General features: G+C 66.4%; 11 protein-coding genes. 7 read left to right on the top strand and 4 right to left on the bottom strand.

The window, feature by feature from the left end; translation table 11 throughout:
* Positions 1 to 10 precede the first annotated feature (10 nt).
* The 4 genes from astB to CI15_RS01550 all read left to right on the top strand — a co-directional run bounded on the left by astB (position 11) and on the right by CI15_RS01550 (position 4923).
* Positions 11 to 1351: an N-succinylarginine dihydrolase gene (astB, locus tag CI15_RS01565; RefSeq protein WP_062123890.1), complete on the top strand. Its 1341-nt coding sequence runs from the start codon at positions 11 to 13 to the stop codon at positions 1349 to 1351.
* Positions 1335 to 2405, top strand: coding sequence for a succinylglutamate desuccinylase (gene astE / locus CI15_RS01560; protein WP_241495780.1), 1071 nt, complete (start codon positions 1335 to 1337; stop codon positions 2403 to 2405). The genes astB and astE overlap by 17 nt, the downstream gene beginning before the upstream one ends.
* Before the next feature lie 145 nt (positions 2406 to 2550).
* The gene (locus CI15_RS01555; protein WP_062123629.1) at positions 2551 to 3345 is read left to right on the top strand and encodes an ABC transporter substrate-binding protein; all 795 of its coding nucleotides are present in this window, start codon (positions 2551 to 2553) and stop codon (positions 3343 to 3345) included.
* Positions 3346 to 3552: 207 nt separating this feature from the next.
* Positions 3553 to 4923: an EAL and HDOD domain-containing protein gene (locus tag CI15_RS01550; RefSeq protein ID WP_062123627.1), complete on the top strand. Its 1371-nt coding sequence runs from the start codon at positions 3553 to 3555 to the stop codon at positions 4921 to 4923.
* A gap of 130 nt (positions 4924 to 5053) precedes the next feature.
* Here the strand turns inward: CI15_RS01550 and CI15_RS01545 are convergent, their stop codons facing one another.
* Both CI15_RS01545 and CI15_RS01540 read right to left on the bottom strand, forming a co-directional pair.
* Entirely contained in the window at positions 5054 to 6511 is a 1458-nt protein-coding gene (locus CI15_RS01545) for an HDOD domain-containing protein (RefSeq protein ID WP_062123625.1), read from the bottom strand.
* A 95-nt stretch (positions 6512 to 6606) separates the two neighbouring features.
* Complete coding sequence (locus CI15_RS01540) at positions 6607 to 8424, bottom strand: putative bifunctional diguanylate cyclase/phosphodiesterase (protein WP_062123620.1); 1818 nt, start codon at positions 8422 to 8424, stop codon at positions 6607 to 6609.
* A gap of 352 nt (positions 8425 to 8776) precedes the next feature.
* On the opposite strand from CI15_RS01540, the gene CI15_RS01535 reads away from it, so the two are divergent.
* From CI15_RS01535 to CI15_RS01525, 3 genes are all read left to right on the top strand, one after another.
* Complete coding sequence (locus CI15_RS01535) at positions 8777 to 10078, top strand: EAL and HDOD domain-containing protein (protein WP_062123618.1); 1302 nt, start codon at positions 8777 to 8779, stop codon at positions 10076 to 10078.
* A 175-nt stretch (positions 10079 to 10253) separates the two neighbouring features.
* Complete coding sequence (locus tag CI15_RS01530) at positions 10254 to 10817, top strand: peroxiredoxin (protein ID WP_062123611.1); 564 nt, start codon at positions 10254 to 10256, stop codon at positions 10815 to 10817.
* 105 nt (positions 10818 to 10922) lie between these two features.
* Positions 10923 to 11387: a hypothetical protein gene (locus CI15_RS01525; protein ID WP_062123609.1), complete on the top strand. Its 465-nt coding sequence runs from the start codon at positions 10923 to 10925 to the stop codon at positions 11385 to 11387.
* Positions 11388 to 11416: 29 nt separating this feature from the next.
* Here the strand turns inward: CI15_RS01525 and CI15_RS01520 are convergent, their stop codons facing one another.
* Positions 11417 to 14737, bottom strand: coding sequence for an efflux RND transporter permease subunit (locus CI15_RS01520; protein WP_062123607.1), 3321 nt, complete (start codon positions 14735 to 14737; stop codon positions 11417 to 11419).
* Between the two features lie 3 nt (positions 14738 to 14740).
* Positions 14741 to 17875, bottom strand: a complete 3135-nt coding sequence (locus CI15_RS01515) for an MdtB/MuxB family multidrug efflux RND transporter permease subunit (RefSeq protein WP_062123605.1) — start codon at positions 17873 to 17875, stop codon at positions 14741 to 14743.
* Positions 17876 to 17881 lie beyond the last annotated feature (6 nt).

Genomic DNA, 17881 nt, shown 5'->3' with positions numbered 1-17881 from the left:
ATCGACGATGCTGCAAGCCACTGAAGCCAATTTCGACGGCCTGGTCGGCCCGACTCACAACTACGCGGGATTGTCGTTCGGCAACGTCGCGTCGCAGAACAACGAGAAGTCGGTCGCGAATCCGAAGGCCGCGGCCCGCCAGGGTCTGCGCAAGATGAAGCAGTTGGCGGATCTCGGTTTCCATCAGGGCGTGCTGCCGCCGCAGGAACGTCCGTCGATGCGTCTGTTGCGCGAGCTCGGCTTTTCCGGCGACGACGCTTCGGTGATCGCACGCGTCGCGAAGAATGCGCCGGAGTTGCTGGCGGCCGCGAGTTCGGCCTCGGCGATGTGGACCGCGAACGCGGCGACCGTGAGCCCGTCGGCGGATACGCACGACGGTCGCGTGCACTTCACCCCGGCCAATCTGTGCAGCAAGCTGCATCGCGCGATCGAGCACGAGTCGACGCGCCGCACGCTGCGCGCGATGTTCAGCGACGCCGACCGCTTCGTCGTGCATGAGGCGCTGCCCGGCACGCCCGCGCTCGGCGACGAGGGCGCGGCGAATCACACGCGCTTTTGCGAGCAGTATCGGGCGCGCGGTGTCGAATTCTTCGTGTATGGCCGCAGCGAGTATCGGCGCGGGCCGGAACCGAAGCGCTATCCGGCGCGCCAGACGTTCGAGGCGAGCCGCGCGGTCGCGCATCGTCATGGCTTGCAGGAAGCGGCGACCGTCTATGCGCAGCAGAACCCGGAGGTGATCGACGCGGGCGTGTTCCATAACGACGTGATCGCGGTCGGCAATCGCAACACGCTGTTCTGCCATCAGCTCGCGTTCGTCGAACAGAGCGCGGTATACGACGAGCTGCGCTCGAAGCTCGCGGGCCTGCACGCGGACTTCAACGTGATCGAAGTGCCCGACGCGCAGGTCAGCGTCGCGGATGCGGTGACGTCGTATCTGTTCAACAGCCAGTTGCTGACGCGCCCGGACGGCAAGCAGGTGTTGGTGGTGCCGCAGGAGTGCCGCGAAAATCCGCGCGTGGCCGCGTATCTGGATGAGCTGACCGCGCACAGCGGTCCAATCGACGAGGTGCTCGTGTTCGATCTGCGCGAGAGCATGAAGAACGGCGGGGGCCCCGCATGCCTGCGTCTGCGTGTCGTGCTCGACGACGCCGAGCGCGCGGCGGTTGCGCCGGGTGTGTGGATCGACGACACGCTGTTCGGCCGTCTCGATGCATGGATCGAAAAGCACTACCGCGATCGTCTGGCGCCGACCGATCTGACCGATCCGAAACTGCTGGTCGAATCGCGCACCGCGCTCGACGAGCTGACGCAAATCCTCGCTCTGGGTTCGCTGTATGACTTCCAGCGCTGAGCACGCGATGCCGGCTGCGAGCGCGATGCTCGACGATTTTCTCGCCTTTACGCTCGCGGGTTCGCGGCCTCGCGCGGATGAAGCGCAAGGCACGTGCGCGAACGGCGCGCGCTTTACGTGGCAGGGTGACGGTATGCTGGTCATCGAGCCAACGAATCAGCATGCGGAGATTCGCAGCGTGCTGGTCTCGGCCGGCGTGCATGGCGACGAAACGGCGCCGATCGAACTGCTGTCGCGCATCATCGCCGATATCGCGCAGGGCCGTGCCGCGCTCGCGTGCCGGCTGCTCGTGATTCTCGGCAACATCGATGCGATGCGCGACGGCGGCCGCTATCGCGACGACGATCTGAACCGGCTGTTCAGCGGTCGTCATCTGCAACTGCCGCACAGTCACGAAGCGCCGCGCGCGGCTGCGCTGGAGGAAGCCGCCACGCGCTTTTTCGCGCAGGCGTCCGAGACGCCCGGCGCGCGCTGGCATATCGACATGCATACGGCGATTCGCGCCTCGGTGTTCGAGCGCTTCGCGCTGCTGCCGCATACCGGCAAGCCTTTTTCCCGCGCGATGTTTGAATGGCTCGGCGACGCGCGCATCAGCGCGGTGCTGCTGCACACGACGAAGGGCAACACGTACTCGCATTTCACCGCGCAAGCGTGCGGCGCCGATGCGTGCACGCTCGAACTCGGCAAGGTCCGGCCGTTCGGCGAGAACGACCTGACTCGCTTCGAGGGCGCGGATCTCGCGGTGCGCGCGCTGCTGGCCGGCACGCGAATCAATGCACAAGACGACGATGAAGCCACGCTGCCGCGCGTGTTCACCGTCGTCGATCAGCTGACCAAGCACAGCGACGCATTCGAACTGCTGCTCGCGTCCGACGTGCCGAATTTCACGCCGCTCGCGAAGGGCAGCTTGCTCGCGCGCGACGGCGACTATCAATACACGGTGCAGCGCGACGACGAGCGCATCGTGTTTCCGAACCCGACGGTCAAGCCCGGTCTGCGCGCCGGTCTGCTCGTCGTCGACACCACGGCCGAAACGCTGTCCAAGCTTGTCTAGACAGGTTGCGTGTACAATCGCGGGCGTCGCGGCTGTCGTCCCCATCGATTACGCCGGCCGCGCGAGTCCGCAGCGCGACGGGCGTCAATCGTCCGTGCGCGCCGTCCGGCTCCGTTTTAGTCAACACCGTAGAGGAACACCCGTAATGAAGATGAATTGGCCCAACCTGGCCGCGCTCGCGCTGGTCGCGACGGCGGCGCTGACGGCAGGCACCGCGTCGGCGGCTGAGATCAAGGAAGTGCGCTTCGGCGTCGAGGCGTCGTACGCGCCGTTCGAATCGAAGTCGCCGGCTGGCGAGTTGCAGGGCTTCGATATCGACGTCGGCAATGCCGTCTGCGCGAAGCTGAAGGCCAAATGCGTGTGGGTCGAGAACTCGTTCGACGGCCTGATCCCGGCGCTCGAAGCACGCAAGTTCGGCGCGATCAACTCGGACATGACGATCACCGACCAGCGTCGCCAGGCGATCGACTTCACCGATCCGATCTACACGATCCCGAACCAGATGATCGCGAAGAAGGGCAGCGCTCTGCTGCCGACGCCCGCGTCGTTGAAGGGCAAGCACGTCGGCGTGCTGCAGGGCACGATTCAGGAAACCTATGCGAAGGCGCGCTGGGCGCCGGTCGGTGTCGAGGTCGTGCCGTATCAGACGCAGGACCAGATCTACGCGGACCTCGCGTCGGGCCGTCTCGATGCGTCGTTCCAGGATGCCGAAGCGGCATCGAAAGGCTTTCTGAAGAAGCCGCAGGGCGCGGGCTTCGAGTTCGCCGGTCCGGCCGTCAGCGACGAGAAGCTGCTCGGCGCGGGCGTCGGCTACGGCGTGCGCAAGAACGACAAGGCGTTGAAGGACGCGCTGAACGGCGCGTTGAAGGAGCTGAAGGCGGATGGCACGATCGACCGTCTCGCGGCGAAGTACTTCGACGTGAAAGTCGTCCTGAAGTAACGGCGACTGCAATACGAAAAAAACGGCCGCTTATGCGGCCGTTTTGCTTTTCCGCGCGGGTCGCAAACGTTCAACAAATATTTCTGGATATTGCCTCGTAAGGGGTTCGCGCCCGATGACGCTGCGATAAAATTGCGACGCACGCTGCGTGCAACGAAAAACAGAACATAGCGGCGAGGCGCCAGCGGCGCCGAGCGGGGGACCGGAATGACCACCATCGCAATCGAGACTCTGAGCGACAGCGGCGCGAGCGGCGACGCATCGCTCACCGCCAGCTTTGCGCGGCAACCCATTCTGAATCGGGACGGCATGCTGTGCGGTTACGAGCTCAAGGTGCGTGCGCCTGATTTGCCGCTCGCCGACGCGGACCACGCTACATCGCAAGCCGATACTCCTGCTCATACCGACACCTTGACGGGCCGCGCGCCGACACCGGTGCAACGCGTCGCGCGCGCGATCGTGCGAGGCCTCCTGCAGGGCGACGTGCGCGGCGCGCTGACGGAGCATCCCGCCTACGTCGACGTGAGCCGCGAACTGCTGCTCGATGACGCGATCCTGCGATTGCCCGCCGAGCGCTTCATGCTCGAGCTGCCGGCATCGCTCGAAGTCGACGACGCGTTGATCGCGCGTGTCGTGTATCTGCATAGCCGCCGCTACCGCTTCGCGCTCGACGACGTCACGCAGCCCAACGAGACCTTCGCGAAGCTGCTGCCGTACGCCGAAGTCGTCAAGATCGACGTCGTGCGCGCGCCGCGCGCGCTGCTGCCGAAGCTCGCGAGCGTGCTGAAGTCCGCGGGCAAGCTGCTGCTCGCGTTGGGTGTCGATGCGCAGGCCGACTTTGAAATGGCGCATGAGCTCGGCTTCGACCGCTTCCAGGGCTACTACTTCGCGCGCGCGCAAAGCTCGGCGACGCGCCGTGTCAGCGCGCCGCGCCATGCGCTGCTCAATCTGCTGCAACTGCTCGCGGGCGACCCGACGGTCGCGCAGCTCGAAGCCGAGCTGAAGCTGAACCCGGTGCTCGTCATGCATCTGATGAAGCTCGCCAATTCGAGCGGCCTCGCGGTCGGTCACAAGGTCACGACGCTGCGCGACGCGATCAACGCGACCGGCACCGACCGCATCGCGCGCTGGACGCAACTGCTGCTCTACGCCGACGGCCGCAAGATCGCGCTCGAGGACGATCCGCTGCTGCAACTCGCGGCCACGCGCGCGCGCTTCATGGAGCTCGCGATCGAGCGCATGCCCGAGGCAGGGCGCGACGAAGCCGATGCGGCATTCCTGACTGGGGTGTTTTCGTTCGTCGACGCGGTGTTCGGCGGCTCGCTCGAAAAAACGCTGAATATCCTCACGCTGTCGCGGCCGATCCAGGCCGCGATCCTGCATCGCGAGGGCACGCTGGGTCTGTTGCTGAGCACGGTCGAAGCGCTCGAATGCGGCGCATGGGGGCACATCGCGGCGCTCAGCGAGCGTCTTGCGCCATTGACCCTGGAAGAGGTTGCGCAGATGGGTCTCGCGGCCGCCGCATGGGCCGGCGTCGCGGATCGCAGCGCGCAAGGGCTGGAGCGGATCGAGGACTGAGCGGGTCGAGCGGGTCGAGCGCCTCGCGAATCCGAGGCTCGACGACCCACCTGCTATCGACGCAATCGTTTTCGGGCAAACACGGAAGGGATCAAAGTGAAGCAGGGTGATCAACGATCACGCCAGGTCTTCACATCGTCTCCATTTCCCGCATCTGCCCCTGGCCGAAAAAACGTCCTAACTCCTGTGCCATTTCGTTGAGCACGCCCATCTCCTTCTGTGAGATGCGGCGCGCCTCCTGCGTATGCGACCAGTCGCCGTACATCAGCGCGACGGTCTGATCGGATTCGTCGAGGATCGGTAGCAACACGAAGGCTCGCGCGTCGTCGAACGAGCGGCGGAACCACGCGGGCAGCCGCGCCACCATCTTGGGATCGCGCGCATTTTCTATAAAGATGCCCACCGAGTTCGCGATCGCGAGATGAAACACGTCGGGCTCGAACGCGGTGTTGAACGCGAGCTGCGGCAGCGCCACGTCGATCTTCGGCCCGAGGCCGAGACGCGCCTTGAAGGTGCCGTTGCTGTGCTTGACGAATACCACGGCGCGTGCAAACCCAAGGGCCGCGAGCACGGTCTCCGCGGCCATCGCGAGTGCCGGCGCGAGCGGACTGCCTTCCGGCAGGCCGCGCAGGTCCGTTACGCCGACCGAGATGCGCGCCTCGGGCGTGAGCGCTTCGCGCGCGATCGCATCGGCATTCGCGCGCAGCTCGCTGATTTCCGCCATCACGCCGTCGCCGCCTTCCTCGCGCGCAAGCGCGACGCTCATCTGCAGCAGCACGTCCGGGTCGGTGTTCAGCGCGCCGCTGTACTCGGTCGCCAGCTCGCCGATGCGCGCCTCGCGTTCCCACTCGGGCATGTTCTGCTGCGTGAGCACGTCGGCGACCGCGGTCGAGTAATTGGTGATTGCGCGCAGCCACTGCACCTGGCGGGGCTGCGTCACGTCCTGGGGGTCGAATTCCCCCATGCCGGAGCGGATCGTGTCGGGCAGGCGCCAGCGCACCGCGGCTTCGGCGCCGATTTCATCGAAGGTGACGCCGAGCACGAGCACGCACGCATCGGTTTCGAGTGCGCCGTCGTCGATGTGCCGGCGAATCTGGTCCCACTCGGCGTCGAGATAGAACACGACCAGCAGCTTGCCGATCTGCCGCATCAGCGTGCAGACCACCGCTTCCTCGCCGGCGCGCAGGTCGCCGCGCTCGGTCAGCTTACGGGCGACGCAGCCCGACAGCAGCGTGCGGTTCAATTCGAGTTTCGCGTCGATGCGGCGCGGCGCGCTGTGATGAAAGTGATCGACGATCTTCAGACCGACGACCAGATGGCCGACCGCGTCCATGCCGAGCACCATCAGCGCGCGCGACACCGTCGTGATGTTGCCGCCGAACGCCATGTACATGGCCGAGTTCGCGAGTCGCAGCACCTTCTGCGTGAGCGCGAAGTCCGACAGCACCACTTGCACGAGGCCGGTGAAGTCGAGGTCGTCGTTGTTCACCGCCGCCATGGTGGTGCGCAGCGATTGCGCCAGCATCGGAAAATCGCCGCGCTCGCTCATTCGCGTCCAGAGCCGGTCGAGCACTGCCGCCTTTACCATGTGAGTCCCGCAAAAGCCATACGTATTCCAGTGAATGCCATGCCGGTCGTAAGCCGGCTTGTTCCGCTGCGCGTGCGTCGCGTCTGCATCGTTCGTTACGCGCAGTGCAGCTGAAGCTCGCGCGACTCGAAACGCTGCGCGAGTTCTTCGGACGGCAGCGCCTTGCAGACGAGCCAGCCCTGAATGTGATCGCAGCCCATCTCGGTGAGCAGCGCGCGTTGCGCTTCCGTTTCGACACCCTCGGCGACCAGTTCGAGATCGAGCGTCTGCGCGAGGCCGACGACAGCGCTAACGATTGCCTGATCGTTTCGCGAGGTTAGCAGATTCTCGACGAAACTCCGGTCGATCTTCAGCTTCGCCAGGGGAAAACGCTGCAGGTACGCGAGGCTCGAATAGCCGGTGCCGAAGTCGTCGACGGCGAAGCGGATGCCCATCGCGGTCAGGTCTTCGAGCAACGCCTTCGCATGCGCCGGGTCGTGCATCAGCAGACTCTCGGTGATTTCGAAGACGACGCGGCGCGGATCGATGCCGGTCAATTCGAGCGCCTCGCGCACCGAGTCCTTGAAGCGCGGGTCGCGAAACTGCTGCGGCGACACGTTGACGGCCACGTACTGCAGCGGGATGCCCTGCGCGTCCCACTGGATCAACTGCATGCACGCCACCTTCAGCACCCAGTTGCCGAGGAAGTTGATGAGCCCGATCGATTCGGCGAGCGGAATGAACATCGACGGCGGCACGAGGCCATGCACCGGATGCGTCCAGCGGATCAACGCCTCGACACCGACCACGCCCCGCGTGCGGCTGCTCGTGATCGGCTGGAAGTGTAGCGAAAACTCGCCGTTGCGCACGCCGTCGTAGAGGTCGGCCTCGAGCTTCAGGCGCTCGGCGTCGGCCGGGTTGTCGTCGGGCACGTAGAACGCGAGCGTGTTGCCGCCCGCGGCCTTCGCCTGCAGCAGCGCGTGGTCGGCCCAGCGCAGCAGATGGGTGTCGTGGCCGGCGGTGTCGTTCGCGTGGCGCACGTCCGGGTACAACGCGATGCCGATGCTCGCCGACAGGTGCACCTGCTGACCGTTGAACACGTACGGCTGCTGGATCGCGGTCAACAGACGCCGCGCCAGCGCTTCGGCGGCGGCGGCCGCATCGGTGCGGCTCGCGGCCGGCTTGACGAGGATCGCGAACTCGTCGCTCGCGACGCGCGCGATCGTTTCGTTCGGGCTCGTCATGTTCAACAGGCGCCGCGACGTGTCGCGCAGCATTTCGTCACCGGCGTCGTAGCCGAGCGCGCGGTTCACGCGCTGATAGTCGTCGAGATCGAGCAGCAGCAGCGCGACCGGCGTGCCGTGCGCGTCGGCCTTGTGCTGCGCGTCGAGCAGGGCGTGCAGCAGGCCCGCCTGGTTCGGCAGGCTGGTCAGCCGGTCCAGATGCAGGGCCTGGGTCAGGCGCTCTTCGGTGGCGCGCCACGACGACACGTCGAAGCCGGCGATCGCGTAGCCGTCGACGCCGTCGTGGCTGCTGCGCACGACCCGCAACTCGACCGTGATCGGGTAGGTGAGCGACTTGACGAGCCCGAGCGTCGCTTTCTCGACGTTGCCCGAGGCCGCTGCCTGCTTGAGCAGCGCGTCGAGACGCGGCACGTCGGCGGGCGCGACCAGATCGTGCAGCGTCGCGGTCTTCAGGTACTCGCGGTGATAGCCGATGAAGCGCAGGCTCGCGTCGGACACGTAGACGAAGTGCAACGCATCGTCGATGTGCGCGAGCAGGTCGACCGCGCCGACCACCTGTTCCAGTGGGGGCGGCGGGCGGCTCGTGCTGCTCGGACGCGGGTCGTCCTCGCGACGGCCGAACGCCCGCAGCCGGTCGAAGACCGTGCGCAAGGAGCCCCGGCGGGGCGCGGTGATCGTGTTCGCTTCCATGTCTGTCGCTGGCAACCTGGGTTCGTCCGCGGGCGGGCTGCTGGTCCGTTGGCCGGAGCGGCTGGCAGGTAGCAGCCCGCCCCATCAGAACGAGATAACGACGGCTGGCGGGAAATCTTTAGCGGCCGGCGGAGAAAAACATCCGGGTAAGGAGAAGCCTGATGCCGTGGCCGGGACGATTCGGTTAAAGTGACGCCGCTTCGCGGCCGTTAATACAACGAATCTCCATTAATGGCGACGCTCATGACGTCGCGCAGCCTAGCCTTTCCAAACCTTGCACCGATGACTCCTATTCGAACGCCTCGTCGCCAGGTCCGCCACACCCCGTCGCCCCGTCTTGCGGGGCGTCGAGGTGCGTGACGTATCCGCCGGCGCGTCGGCCGGCTCTCCCGGATACCCACAGCCGGACGTTGCTCCGCAGTACGTCTACGTCGGCCGTCAGCCGATTCTCGATCGCGACGGCGCGCTCCATGCGTATGAGCTGCTGTTCCGCGCAGGCACCTACAACTACGCCGAAATCAACGACGACGCGCAGGCCACCGCGCAGGTAGTCGCCCGCACGATCGGCGGAATCGGCGTGGCGGCCGTGCTCGGCCAGCATCGCGGCTTCGTCAATATCGATCGCGCACTGCTCTTTAGCGACATCGTCCACCTGATGACGCCGGAGCATTTCGTGCTCGAAATCCTCGAAACCGTGCGCTATGACGCGTCGCTCGCGCGACGTCTCGGCGAGCTGCGCCGCGCCGGCTTCCAGGTCGCGCTCGACGACGTGCACGACCTGTCCGACGAGCTGAGCGCGATGCTGCCCTACGTCGACATCGTCAAGATCGACTTCCTGCAGACGCCCCCGGGCACGGTCGCGAAGCTCGCGGCGATGCTGCGCGGCCACGGCAAGACGCTGCTCGCCGAGAAGATCGAAACCCGCGAGGACTTCGCGCTCGCCCACGAGCTCGGCTTCGATCTGTTCCAGGGCTACTTCTTCGCGCGCCCGCAGGTGCTGGCCACGCCGCGCAATCGCACGCTGCGCCCGGGCCTGTTGCGGCTGCTCGCGCTGCTGACGCGCGACGCCGGCATCGTCGAACTCGAAGCCGAGCTGAAGCTGAATCCGAGCGTGGTCGTGCAGTTGATGCGGCTCGTCAATTCGAGCGCCTTCGGCCTCGGGCGCAACATTTCATCGCTGCGCGAGGCGATCATCGCGACCGGCACGCAGCAGATCGCGCGCTGGGCGCAACTGCTTCTCTACGCGGACACCGGCGATCTGCCGTGGCGCGCCGATCCGCTCGTGCAACTGGCCGCGACGCGCTCGCGCTTCATGGAACTCGCCGCGAGCCGGCTGCGTCCTGCCGACGGCGAATTCGCCGATGCCGCGTTCATGACCGGGATTTTTTCGCTGGTGCACGTCGTGCTCGGCAGCACGCCCGAGGCGGTGCTCGAAAAGCTCGGCCTCGCGCCACGGATCCGCGAGGCGATCGTCGCGCGCAAGGGCGAACTGGGCGCGCTGCTGCTGATCGCCGAGGTCGCGGGCGAGGGCGGCGAGGCCGCGCCGGTCGCGGAGGCGGCGGGCCTCGCGGCGCTGACACCCGACGTGCTGTCGGAGCTGAACCTGGCCGCGGCGGCGTGGTTCGGCACGCATGTGACGGAGTCGGCGGCTTGAGGCGCTGAGCCGCACGCCACAAGCTTTCGATTCGCTTGGAATCCGTGCGGGGCCTGACGCGGTGTGGGCATCCGTGGTCCAATATATCGTTCAGCACCGGCCGTTGCGATGGCGGCCGAGCCCGCTGTCTTCGAAGGACCGGATCAAACGCGTGCGCTCACGCATGGAGGAGCAGATGAAGACAAGACACATACCGGCGGCGCTGGCCGCCGTCATGGCGTTCGGTTTCGCGATGTATGCGCCGCTCGCCTCGGCCACCCTGAAGCCCGGCGACACGGCGCCGGCGTTTACCGCCGAGGCCTCGCTTGGCGGCAAGACCTACACGTATTCGCTGGCCGACGAACTGAAGAAGGGGCCGGTCGTGCTGTACTTCTATCCGGCCGCGTTCACGAAGGGCTGCACGATCGAGGCGCACGAGTTCGCTGAGGCGGTCGACGAATACAAGAAGTACGGTGCGTCGGTGATCGGCGTGTCGCACGACAACATCGACACGCTGACGAAGTTTTCGGTCAGCGAATGCCGCAGCAAATTCCCGGTCGCGGCCGACGCCGACGCAAAGGTGATCAGCGCGTACGACGCGGGTATGCCGATGAAGGCCGGCATGGCGAATCGCGTGTCGTACGTGATCGCGCCCGACGGCAAGATCATCTACGAGTACACGGACCTGTCGCCCGAGAAGCATGTCGAGAACACGCTGAATGCGCTCAAGGAGTGGGCGGCCGCGCATAAGGGGCAGTGAAGCGGGCAGTAAAGCGGGGCGATGAAGCGGGGGCAGTGAAGCGCCGTGCGCGCGGCATCGCGTAGGCCGGTGCCGGGCTGAAACGTCTTACCGGATGAGCTTGCGATGCCGATTCTCGTAGGGTTGATTGCGCTGATCGCGCTGGGCTACGGCGCGGTGCGCGCCTTCGATGCGCTGCGGGCCGATTTCGGGCTGGCGGTCGCGGAGGGCGTGGCCGTGCTGGTTGCGTTGCTGATCGCCGGGGCGCTTGCGTACTGGCGGCAGCGGCGCCGCGAAGTCGCGCCGAACGCGCGCGACGGCGACTGGACGCACGAGCTGAAGGGCAACTGGGGTTCGGTGCGGCTCGCGGCGGCCAAGCGGCTGTGCGAGATTCACGTCGGCGATGAGCGGGGCTCGTATATCTTCGCCGATCTGCTCGGCGCCGAAGCGCAGGGCCGCGACGCAGAGGCGCGGCTCGCGCTGAAGGTCAAGGACGCAAGGCACGGCGAGTGGCTCGTGCCGATGTCGAGCGAGCGGATGGCGCGCCGATGGCAGCGGATTTTCTCGCTGGCCATCGAGCAGAAACTCTGAGCGCCACCCCTCATCACGTCACGACGACATCATGACGACGTCGGCGCGGCACCACCCGCGCGGCGCGCCTTTCTGGCCTCCCAGCGCACGCGGAGGCGATCCATATACAGATAGACGACCGGCGTCGTATAGAGCGTCAGCATCTGGCTGACGATCAGCCCGCCGACGATCGAAATACCGAGCGGCGCGCGCATCTCCGCGCCTTCGCCACTGCCGAACGCGAGCGGCAGCGCGCCGAGCAGCGCGGCGAAGGTCGTCATCATGATCGGGCGGAAGCGCAGCAGACAGGCCTGATGGATCGCGTCGCGCGACGACATCCCCTTGCGCGACGCCTCGATCGCGAAGTCCACCATCATGATCGCGTTCTTCTTCACGATACCGATCAGCAGGATCACGCCGATCAGCGCGATGATGCTGAACTCGGTATTGAACAGCAGCAGCGCGAGCAGCGCGCCGACGCCCGCGGACGGCAGCGTCGACAGGATCGTCAGCGGGTGGATGTAGCTCTCGTACAGGATGCCGAGCACGATGTACACCGCCGCCAGCGCGGCGAGGATCAGGATCGGCTGATCGGACATCGACTGCTGGAACGCCTGTGCGGTGCCCTGGAAGCTGCCGTGGATCGTCCCCGGCATGCCGATCTCGGCCATCGTGTCGTAGATCACCTGGGTGGCGGTGGACAGCGACACGCCCGGCGGCAGGTTGAACGAGATCGTCGAGGCGACGAACTGGCTCTGGTGATTGACCGACAGCGGCGTGGTGCCCGGCCCGAAGCTCGCGATCGCGGACAGCGGCACCATCGTTTCCTTCGCGGTCGACACTGCCGAGCCCGACGACGCGCTCGACTTGCCGCTCGCCGCGATCGAGTTGATCGCCTGATTGCGCGCGGAGTCGGCCGCGATGCTGGCCACGCTCGTGGCGGTGGTGGCCCCAGTGCCGCCCGTGGCCGCGCTGCTCGGGTTCGACGCGGTGCTCGCGCTCACCGTGCCGGCCGGCGCGTTCGTGGTCTGGGCGCCGCTCGCGCTGCCGCCCGACGTGCTGACGAAGATCTGCGGCAGGATGTCCGGGTTCTGCCAGTAGCGCGGCGCGACTTCCATCACGACGTGATACTGGTTCAGCGGGTTGTAAATCGTCGACACCTGGCGCTGGCCGAACGCGTCGTACAACGTGTTGTCGATCTGCGCGGGCTTGATGCCGAGCCGCGATGCCGTTGCCCGGTCGATCGTCACCATCGCTTCGAGACCGCCTTGCTGCTGGTCGGAGTTCACGTCCGCGAGCTCCTTGCGCGCCTGCAGCGCCTCGGTGAGCTTCGGCCCCCACTTGTACAGATCGGGCGTCGAATCGGCGAGCAGCGTGAACTGATACTGCGCGTTCGATTGCCGGCCGCCCACGCGGATGTCCTGCACCGCCTGCAGGAACGTGCGCGCGCCGGCCACGTCGCCGAGCGGCACGCGCAGCTGCGCGATCACCTGGTCGGCCGAGAGCTTGCGCTCGCTTTTCGGCTTCAGCGACACGAACATGAAGCCGGAGTTGGTCTGCCGGCCGCCGGTGAAGCCCGCCACGCTTTCGACCGCCGGGTTCTTGCTGACGATCGCCATCATCTCCGAGAACTTGCCCTTCATCGCCTGGAACGACGTGCTCTGGTCGGCCTGGATGCCGCCGATCAGACGCCCGGTGTCCTGCTGCGGGAAAAAGCCCTTCGGCACGATGATGTAAAGCGCGACGTTCAGCGCGATGGTCAGCAGCAGAACGATGACGACCGGCAGCGGATGTCGCAGCGCCCAGCCGAGCGTGCGCTCGTAGCCGCGCTGCATCGACATGAAGCCGCGTTCGAGCCAGCGGCCGAAGCGGCTTTCCTCTCCCTTTTCGTGCGGCTCGCGCAACAGGCGCGAGCACATCATCGGCGTGAGCGTCAGCGATACGATCAGCGATACCCCGATCGCCAGCGACAGCGTCAGCGCGAACTCGCGAAACAGGCGGCCGACGATGCCGCCCATCAGCAAGATAGGCAGGAACACCGCGACGAGCGAGATGCTGATCGACATCACCGTGAAGCCGACCTCGCGCGCGCCGAGAAACGCGGCCTTCATGCGCGGCACGCCGTCTTCGATGTGGCGCGAGATGTTTTCGAGCACGACGATCGCGTCGTCGACGACGAAGCCGGTCGCGATGGTCAGCGCCATCAGCGACAGGTTGTCGATCGAGAAGCCCATCAGGTACATCGCGCCGAACGTGCCGATGATCGAGATCGGCACGGCCACGCTCGGAATCAGGGTGGCGCGCCAGTTGCGCAGGAACAGGAACACCACCATGACGACGAGCGCGACCGCGATGACGAGCGTGCGCTGGGTGTCTTTTAGCGACGCCCGGATCGTGGTGGAGCGGTCGGAGGTGGGCAGGATGTCGACGTCGGCGGGCAGCGACGCATGCAGTTGCGGCAGCATCGCCTTCACGCGGTCGACAGTGTCGATGATGTTCGCACCCGGCTGGCGGTACAGGATCACGAGCACCGAGCGCTTGCCGTTCGCGAGGCCGAGGTTGCGCAGATCCTCGACCGAATCGACGACTTCGCCCATGTCCGACAGCTTGACCGGGGCGCCGTTGCGGTAGGCGATCACGAGGTCCTTGTATTGCGACGCCTTGCTCGCCTGGTCGTTCGTGTACAGCTGCACGCGGTTCTCGCCGAACTCGATCGAGCCTTTCGGGCTGTTCGCGTTGGCCGCGGCGAGCGCCGCGCGCACGTCTTCCAGGCCGATGCCATAGTGCGACAGCGCGTGCGGCTCCAGCTCGACGCGCACGGCCGGGTTGGCCGAGCCGCTCACGTCGACTTCACCGACGCCGTTCACCTGCGAGAGCGACTGCTGCAGCACGGTGGCGGCCGAGTCGTATAGCTGGCCGGGCGTCAGCGTGTTCGACGTGAGCGCGAGAATCAGGATCGGCGCGTCGGCCGGGTTGACCTTGTGGTAGGTCGGGTTGCTGCGCAGGCTCGCGGGCAGGTCGGCGCGCGCCGCGTTGATGGCCGCCTGCACGTCGCGCGCGGCGCCGTCGATGTCGCGGTTCAGGCCGAACTGCAGCGTAATGCGCGTCGAGCCGACCGAGCTCTGCGAGGTCATCTCGGTGACGTCGGCGATCGAGCCCAGGTGCCGCTCCAGCGGGCTCGCGACGCTCGTCGCCACCGTCTCGGGGCTGCCGCCCGGCAGCGTCGCCTGAACCGAGATGGTCGGGAAGTCGACCTGCGGCAGCGGCGCGACCGGCAGCTTCGTGAACGCGAAGATGCCCGACAGCGCGATGCCGATCGCCAGCAGCGTGGTGGCGACCGGGCGGGAGATAAACGGACGCGACAGGTTCATCGCTCAGTTCCCTGCATCGGTGGCGGGCGGCGTGGCGCTACCGGACGAATCGCCGCGGTGAAAGCGCTCGCGCAGCCGGCGGCCGAGCGAATCGAACGCGAGGTAGATCACTGGCGTCGTGAACAGCGTCAGGAGCTGACTCACGATCAGACCACCGGCGATCGCGATACCGAGCGGCCGGCGCAGCTCGGAGCCCGCGCCGGTGCCGAGCATCAGCGGCAGCGCGCCGAGCAGCGCGGCGAGCGTGGTCATCAGGATCGGCCGGAAGCGCAGCAGACACGCCTGGTAGATCGCCTCGCGCGGCGGCTTGCCTTCCTCGCGCTCGGCGTAGAGCGCGAAGTCGATCATCATGATCGCGTTCTTCTTCACGATACCGATCAGCAGCACGATGCCGATGATGCCGATGATGTCGAGATCGTGGCCGGTGATCAGCAACGCGAGCAGCGCGCCGACGCCGGCCGACGGCAGCGTCGACAGAATCGTGATCGGATGGATGAAGCTCTCGTACAGCACGCCGAGCACGATGTACATCGTGACGATCGCCGCGAGGATCAGGAACAGCTCGTTCGCGAGCGATGCCTGGAACGCGAGCGCGGCACCCTGGAAGCGCGTCTGGAACGAAGCGGGCAGGCCGATGTCCTTCTCGGCCTGCTGGATCGCCTGCACGGCCGCGCCGAGCGACGAACCCGGCGCGAGGTTGAACGACACCGTGGTGGCCGGGAACTGGCTCAGGTGCGTGACGAGCAGCGGCGCGGGTTGCTCGATGAACTTCGCGATCGACGACAGCGGCACCTGGCCGCCCGACGAGGTGGAAGAGGGCAGGTAGATCGAGTTCAGCGACTCGGTGTAGCGCTGCATCGTCGGCTGCGCTTCGAGAATCACGCGGTACTGGTTCGACTGCGTAAAGATGGTCGACACGATGCGCTGGCCGAACGCGTCGTACAGCGCGCTGTCGATCGTGGCCGGCGTGATGCCGAAACGCGCGGCGGTCGCGCGGTCGATCTCGATGAACACCGAGCGGCCGTTGTCCTGCAGATCGGTCGCGACGTCGGCGAGCTCGGGCGACTGCTTCAGGCGGTCGACCAGCTTGGGCACCCACGTCGTGAATTCGCTGATGTTCGGATCGGTCAACATGAACTGATACTGCGTCGGGCTCACGGTCGAATCGATCGTCAGGTCCTGCACCGGTTGCATGTAGAGCGACGCGCCCGGGATGTGCGCGACGTCCTTCTGCAACTGGCGAATCACGTCGCTCGCGGTGTTGCTGCGGTCGTCGCGCGGTTTCAGGTTGATCAGCATGCGGCCGCTGTTCAGCGTGATGTTGCTGCCGTCCACGCCGATGAACGAGGTCAGGCTCTCGACGTCCGGATTCTTCAGAATCTGCTCGGCGAGCGCCTGCTGACGGTCGGCCATCGACGCGAACGACACCGACTGCGGCATCTGCGTGATCGCCTGGATCACGCCGGTGTCCTGCACGGGGAAGAAGCCTTTCGGAATGAACACGTAAAGCAGGCCGGTCAGCACGAGCGTGAGCACCGCGACGACCAGCGTCGAGCGCTGACGGTTCAGCACCCACGTGAGCCCAACCGCGTAGCGCGCGATTACCCAGTCGATCGCGCGGTGCGCCTTCGCCTCGAAGCGGTGGCTTTCATGCGGCGGCGTGTGGCGCAGCAGCTTTGCGCACATCATCGGCACGAGCGTCAGCGACACGACCGCCGAGATCACGATCGTCACCGCGAGCGTGATTGCGAATTCGTGGAACAGGCGCCCGACCACGTCGCCCATGAACAGCAGCGGGATCAGCACCGCGATCAGCGAGACCGTCAGCGAGATGATCGTGAAGCCGATCTGCTTCGAGCCCTTCAGCGCGGCTTCGAGCGCGCTCTCGCCTTCCTCGACGTAGCGCGCGATGTTCTCGATCATCACGATCGCGTCGTCGACGACGAAGCCGGTGGCGATGGTCAGCGCCATCAGCGAGAGATTGTCCAGCGAGAAGCCGCACAGGTACATCACGGCCAGCGTGCCGATCAGCGAGAGCGGCACCGACAGACTCGGAATGATCGTCGCGTAGACGTTGGCGAGGAACAGGTACATCACCAGCACGACCAGCACGACCGACATCGCCAGTTCGAACTGCACGTCGCGCACCGAGGCGCGGATCGTCGTGGTGCGGTCGGTGACGACCTCGACGTCGAGCGCGGCGGGCAGCGACTGCTGCAGTTGCGGCAACAGCGCCTTGATGCTGTCGACCACCTGGATCACGTTCGCGCCCGGCTGACGCTGCACGTTCAGGATGATCGCGGGCGTGTTGTCGACCCACGCGCCGAGCTTGGTGTTCTCCGGTCCTCCCACGATGCTCGCGACGTCGGTCAGCATGACCGGCCGGCCGTTCTTGTACGCGACCACGGCGGACTGGTACTCCTCGGGGCTCGTCAGCTGGTCGTTCGAGTTGATCGTGTAATTGCGCGTCGGGCCGTCGAAGTTGCCCTTCGGCGTGTTGACGTTCAGGTTCGAGATCGTGGTGCGCAGGTCGTCGAGGTTCAGACCGTAAGCGGCGAGCGCGCGCGGGTTCGCCTGAATGCGGATCGCCGGGCGCTGGCCGCCCGACAGACTCACGAGACCCACCCCCGCGACCTGCGAAATCTTCTGCGCGAGCCGCGTGTCGGCGAGATCCTGCACCTGCGTGAGCGGCAGCGTCTTCGAGGTGATCGCGAGCGTGATGATCGGCGCGTCGGCCGGGTTGACCTTCGCGTAGATCGGCGGCGCGGGCAGGTCGGACGGCAGCAGGTTGCCCGCCGCGTTGATCGCCGCCTGGACTTCCTGCTCGGCGATGTCGAGCGGCAGGTCGAGGCTGAACTGCAGCGTGATGATCGACGAGCCGGCCGAGCTTTGCGAGGACATCTGGTTCAGCGACGGCATCTGGCCGAACTGCCGCTCGAGCGGCGCCGTCACGGACGAGGTCATCACGTCCGGGCTCGCGCCCGGATAGAAGGTCTGCACCTGGATCGTCGGATAGTCGACCTCGGGCAGCGCGGAGAGCGGCAAAAAGCGCAGCGCGACGAGGCCGACCAACATGATCGCCGCCATCAGCAGCGCGGTGCCGACGGGACGCAGAATAAAAGCGCGGGATGGATTCATGCGGTA

It is taken from the genome of Paraburkholderia monticola, from assembly GCF_001580545.1.
Lineage (GTDB): Bacteria > Pseudomonadota > Gammaproteobacteria > Burkholderiales > Burkholderiaceae > Paraburkholderia > Paraburkholderia monticola.
Note: the sequence above shows the minus strand (reverse complement) of the source record. Positions and strands in the feature narration are given on the sequence as shown.

Excerpts from the sequence above, each read along its gene's own strand:
- CI15_RS01555 (WP_062123629.1), top strand. The coding sequence starts at position 2,551 with ATGAAGATGAATTGGCCCAACCTGGCCGCGCTCGCGCTGGTCGCGACG.
- CI15_RS01525 (WP_062123609.1), top strand. The coding sequence starts at position 10,923 with ATGCCGATTCTCGTAGGGTTGATTGCGCTGATCGCGCTGGGCTACGGC.
- CI15_RS01540 (WP_062123620.1), bottom strand. The coding sequence starts at position 8,424 with ATGGAAGCGAACACGATCACCGCGCCCCGCCGGGGCTCCTTGCGCACG.
- CI15_RS01520 (WP_062123607.1), bottom strand. The coding sequence starts at position 14,737 with ATGAACCTGTCGCGTCCGTTTATCTCCCGCCCGGTCGCCACCACGCTG.
- CI15_RS01530 (WP_062123611.1), top strand. The coding sequence starts at position 10,254 with ATGAAGACAAGACACATACCGGCGGCGCTGGCCGCCGTCATGGCGTTC.
- CI15_RS01545 (WP_062123625.1), bottom strand. The coding sequence starts at position 6,511 with ATGGTAAAGGCGGCAGTGCTCGACCGGCTCTGGACGCGAATGAGCGAG.
- CI15_RS01550 (WP_062123627.1), top strand. The coding sequence starts at position 3,553 with ATGACCACCATCGCAATCGAGACTCTGAGCGACAGCGGCGCGAGCGGC.
- astE (WP_241495780.1), top strand. The coding sequence starts at position 1,335 with ATGACTTCCAGCGCTGAGCACGCGATGCCGGCTGCGAGCGCGATGCTC.
- CI15_RS01515 (WP_062123605.1), bottom strand. The coding sequence starts at position 17,875 with ATGAATCCATCCCGCGCTTTTATTCTGCGTCCCGTCGGCACCGCGCTG.